Raw genomic sequence first — 4,880 nt, 5'->3', positions numbered from 1 at the left:
ACCGTTGACTCCGTTCGCCGCAGGCGCCGTGTGCCATCCTTCCGTAAAACCATCCCGCGCGTCCGTGCCCGACTTCATTTCAGATACAGAATCGGACGTAAGAAGTGGATTGGGCAGGTTTCCTTCCAATTCTGAGCCCCTTGTTTCATCTGCCCTGTAGGGAAACCTGGACGAGTAGGGGTGGGTGGTGACCCGATCCTTATCGGCCCGCGCATTGTGCACCAGAGTGGTGATGCGTCGCACCATTTTGTGGCGGCGACCGGATTGTGCGTACCGTCCGCTTGGTTGCGGCGAAACGACTTACGGCTGTGCGGAACGTGGCGCGGGGAATGCCCATGAGGTTAACCGCAATTTCATGGAGATTTCTGATGCATCCGCATCCCGCTTGCCCGCTAAACCATTAGCAGGCACGTGGGATTCCGCCGCCTGATGAACAGGAGAGGCGGATGGTGAATACCGGATTCTGTCCGCCGGGGCGTCTTTGCCGCCGTGGCCGCGGGCAACGACAACCAGGACGCCTGCAACGTGTCGCCGGGCAGCACCCCCGAGGCCATGACGGTGGCCGCGTCGGCCAGCGGCGACGCGCGGGCGGGCTACAGCAACTACGGCACGTGCGTGGACCTGTACGCCCCGGGATCCAGCATCACCAGCGCGGGGCTGGCCAGCAGCACGGCCACGAGCATCCGCAGCGGGACGTCGATGGCCAGCCCCCACGTGGCGGGGATGGCGGCCCTGTTCAAGGCCACATACGGCGACGCGTCGTCGTCCGTGCTCTCGGGACGCCTGCTGGCCCTGACCACGGCGGGCGCCATCACGGGCAACCCGGCGGGAACGCCCAACCAGCTGCTGTACAAGTCGTCGTTCTGGACCCGGCTGATCCGCGCGACTGCCGTCACCCCCGGCCCGCGCCGACGTCCATCCCCGACCCCTCGCGAGGACGCATGACGATGCACCGGTATTCCGCCCTTGCCCTGCTGGCGCTGGCCGCCTGCGCGGACGGGGCGCCCACGGCGGCCCGCGCGCCCCGGGCGGCGCCCCTGCTGGCCGCCGCGCCCGCCAGCGCCGTCGAAGGCCGCTACGTCGTGGTGCTGAACGAGGGCGCGGACCCGCGCTCCGTGGCGGCCGTGGCCGGCGTGCATCCCCGCTACGTGTACACGGCGGCCCTCACCGGCTTCGCGGCGGAGCTCAACGCGGGGCAGGTGAACGCCCTGCGGCACAACCCCCACGTGGCGTACGTGGAGCAGGAGCAGCGGTTCGAGGCGCAGACCACGCAGTCGGGGGCCACGTGGGGCATCGACCGCATCGACCAGCGCAGCCGCCCCCTCGGCGGCACGTACACCTACACGGCCACGGGCGCGGGTGTCTACGCCTACGTGCTCGACACGGGGATCCAGACCAACCACCCGCAGTTCGGAACGCGCGCGGCCGTGGCGTACGACGCCCTGGGCGGCGACGGGCAGGACTGCAACGGCCACGGCACCCACGTGGCCGGCACCATCGGCAGCACCACGTACGGCGTCGCCAAGCAGGTGCAGCTGCGCAGCGTGCGCGTCTTCAACTGCTCGGGATCGGGCAGCACCAGCGGCGTGCTGGCGGCCGTGGACTGGGTGCGGCTGAACCGCGTGAACCCGGCCGTGGCCAACATGAGCATCGGCGGGCCGCAGTCCGCCTCGGTCAACACGGCGGTGACCAGCCTGGCCAGCTCGGGCGTGTTCGTGGCCGTGGCGGCGGGCAACAGCAACTCCGACGCGTGCCTGTACTCGCCGTCGGGCGCCGCGGCCGTGTTCACCACGGCGTCGTCGGAAAGCACGGACGCGCGGCGCACCAGCAGCAACTACGGCACGTGCGTGGACGGCTACGCGCCGGGCGGCAGCATCACCAGCACGTGGATCGGCGGCGGCACCAACACCATCAGCGGGAGCAGCATGGCCAGTCCGCACGTGGCCGGCGTGGCGGCGCTGTACAAGCAGACGTACGGCAACGCCTCCACGGCCACCATCGACACGTGGATCAAGAACAACGCGACGGCCAACGTCATCACGGGCAACCCCGTGGGAACGCCCAACCGCCTGCTGTACAAGGCGGCGCTCTGACCCTCGTGAGCGCCGCACCCGCGCGCCGTCCCACCCCCGAGGACGGCGCGCACCCTCACCCCTCTTTTGGGAGGATGCCATGCAGGTGAGCAAGACCGCAGTCACGCTGGGCGCCATTCTGGCCCTGGCGGCGTGCTCGGACCAGTCGCCGGTGGGCGCGCGGGCCACGACGGCCGCGCCGCTCCTTTCGGCCGGCGCCAACGGCATCGAAGGGCAGTACATCGTGGTGCTGAACGAGGGCGCCAACCCCCGTTCGGTGGCGGCCATCGCGGGCGTGGAGCCGGGGTACGTCTACACGGCGGCCCTCAACGGCTTCGCGGCGGAGCTGAACCAGGGGCAGCTGAACGCCCTTCAGCACAACCCCAACGTGGCGTACATCGAGCAGGACCAGACGGCGCAGGCCACGACCACGCAGTCGGGCGCCACGTGGGGGCTGGACCGCATCGACCAGCGCAACCTGCCCCTCAACGGCACGTACGTGTACAACGCCACGGCCAGCAACGTGTACGCCTACGTCATCGACACGGGCATCTACACGGCGCACAGCAACTTCGGCGGCCGCGCGGCGGTGGCCTATGACGCGCTGGGCGGCAACGGGCAGGACTGCAACGGCCACGGCACGCACGTGGCGGGCACCATCGGCAGCGCCACGTACGGCGTGGCCAAGGGCGTGCGCCTGCGGGCCGTGCGCGTGCTCAACTGCCAGGGCAGCGGCACCATCAGCGGCATCGTGGCGGGCGTGGACTGGGTTCGCCTGAACCGCACCAACCCGGCCGTGGCCAACCTGTCGTTGGGCGGCGGCGCGTCGTCGTCGCTCAACACGGCCGTGACCAACCTGGCCAACTCGGGTGTGTTCGTGGCCGTGGCCGCGGGCAACGAGAACCAGAACGCGTGCAACGTGTCGCCGGCCGCCGCCACCGCAGTGACCACGGTGGCCGCCAGCACCAGCACGGACGCCAAGGCCAGCTACAGCAACTACGGCAGCTGCGTGGACCTGTACGCCCCGGGCAGCAACATCACCAGCACCTGGAGCAACGGCGGCACCAACACCATCAGCGGCACGTCGATGGCGTCGCCGCACGTGGCGGGCGTGGCCGCGCTGTACAAGTCGGGCAACACGAGCGCCTCGCAGGCCACGATCGACTCGTGGATCAAGACCAACGCGACGGCCAACGTGATCACGGGCAACATCACCGGCACGCCCAACCGCCTGCTCTTCAAGAGCACGCTGTAAGGGGCTGACCCGGAGCAGGACCGGCGCGCCGTCCCCCCGCGGGGCGGCGCGCCGTCTTCGGCGGCAGGAGCTCTCCTTTGACGATGTAAATTGATGTTTTCTCGAAGGTGATCATCCGGATCCGCCGCCTCTCACCGTCCCTCACAGCATGATGGACGCGGGTCGGGCAGATCCGAATCATCCCTTCCGTTTCGCCGCCGCTCGTCCACTCCACCGTGTCCGATCCTCCCTGTTACGCGAGAAAGGACAGGCAGATGAGATCCATCCCATTCGCCCTTTTCGCCGCGCTGGCCCTGGCCGCCTGCGCGGACGGTCCCTCGCCCGTCGCGGGCATTCCCGCGGACGCGGCGCCCCTGCTGAACGCGGCGCCGGGCCGGGCGCTGGACGGCCGCTACGTCGTCGTGCTGCGCGACGGCGCCGATCCGCGCGCCGTGGCGGCGGTGGCCGGGGTGCATCCGCGTCACGTGTACACGGCCGCGCTCACCGGATTCGCGGCCGCGCTCACCGGATTCGCGGCCGCGCTCAACGCGGGCCAGCTGGCGGCGCTGCGGCACCATCCCCACGTGGCGTACGTGGAGCAGGACCAGTCCGCCGGCGGTGTCCAGCCGCTGGCCGTGCAGGCGGCGCCGCCGTGGGGGCTGGACCGCATCAACCAGCGCGCCCTTCCCCTGGACGGGAACACGGGCGTTCTCCCCACCGCCTCCACCGTGTACGCGTACGTGATCGACACGGGCATCCAGACGGGCGCCACGGGGTTCGGCGGGCGCGCGTCGGTGGCGTACGACGCGCTGGGCGGCAACGGGCAGGACTGCAACGGCCACGGGACAGCGGTGGCCGGGATCATCGGCTCGTCCACCTACGGCGTGGCCAAGGGCGTTCGCCTGCGGGCCGTCCGCGTGCTGGACTGCAACGGCGGCGGCTCGGTCTCCGGCATCATCGCGGGCGTGGACTGGGTGCGGGTGAACCACGTGGACCCGGCGGTGGCCAACCTGTCGCTGAGCGGCGCCCTCTCGTCCGCGCTGAACACGGCCGTCGGCGGCCTCGCCGGCGCGGGCGTGTTCGTGGCCGTGCAGGCGGGCGACAACAACGCGAGCGCCTGCAACTACTCTCCCGCGAGCGCCACGGCGGCCGTGACGGTGGCGGCCAGCACCATCACCGATGCCCGCTGGTCGTTTGGCAACGTGGGCAGCTGCGTGGACCTGTACGCGCCGGGCGTGAACATCCCCTCCATCGGCGGGACCTTCACGGGGACGGGGTTTGCCACGCCGCACGTGACCGGCGCCGCCGCCCTGTACAAGAGCGGCAACCCGGCCGCGTCCACGGCGACCGTCACCGCCTGGCTCAAGAACAACGCGACGCCCAACGTCATCACCGGCAACCCCGCGGGAACGCCCAACCTGCTGCTGTTCATCGGCACCCTGTAACGAGGCCGATGCGGACGGGCGCGGCGCCGGCGCCGTGTCCGATCCTCCCTTCCCCTACGCGAGAAAGGACAGGCAGATGCGATCCATCCCATTCGCCCTTTTCGCCGCGCTGGCCCTGGCCGCCTGCGC

General features: G+C 70.6%; 4 protein-coding genes. All 4 read left to right on the top strand.

Going from position 1 to position 4,880, the window contains the following annotated elements:
- Positions 1-489 precede the first annotated feature (489 nt).
- The gene (locus VFZ20_RS32455) at positions 490-945 is read left to right on the top strand and encodes a S8 family serine peptidase (protein WP_414682969.1); all 456 of its coding nucleotides are present in this window, start codon (positions 490-492) and stop codon (positions 943-945) included.
- 2 nt (positions 946-947) lie between these two features.
- Entirely contained in the window at positions 948-2,093 is a 1,146-nt protein-coding gene (locus VFZ20_RS32450) for a S8 family peptidase (RefSeq protein ID WP_329688134.1), read from the top strand.
- A gap of 79 nt (positions 2,094-2,172) precedes the next feature.
- The gene (locus tag VFZ20_RS32445) at positions 2,173-3,327 is read left to right on the top strand and encodes a S8 family peptidase (protein WP_349264155.1); all 1,155 of its coding nucleotides are present in this window, start codon (positions 2,173-2,175) and stop codon (positions 3,325-3,327) included.
- Between the two features lie 254 nt (positions 3,328-3,581).
- Positions 3,582-4,751 (top strand): S8 family peptidase, encoded by a 1,170-nt coding sequence (locus VFZ20_RS32440; RefSeq protein WP_329688132.1) that lies wholly within the window; start codon positions 3,582-3,584, stop codon positions 4,749-4,751.
- Positions 4,752-4,880 lie beyond the last annotated feature (129 nt).

The sequence above is a fragment of the Longimicrobium sp. genome (assembly GCF_036280135.1).
Classification (GTDB): domain Bacteria; phylum Gemmatimonadota; class Gemmatimonadetes; order Longimicrobiales; family Longimicrobiaceae; genus Longimicrobium.
The sequence above is the reverse complement of the archived record's forward strand: the minus strand, read 5'-3'. Positions and strand labels throughout refer to the sequence as shown.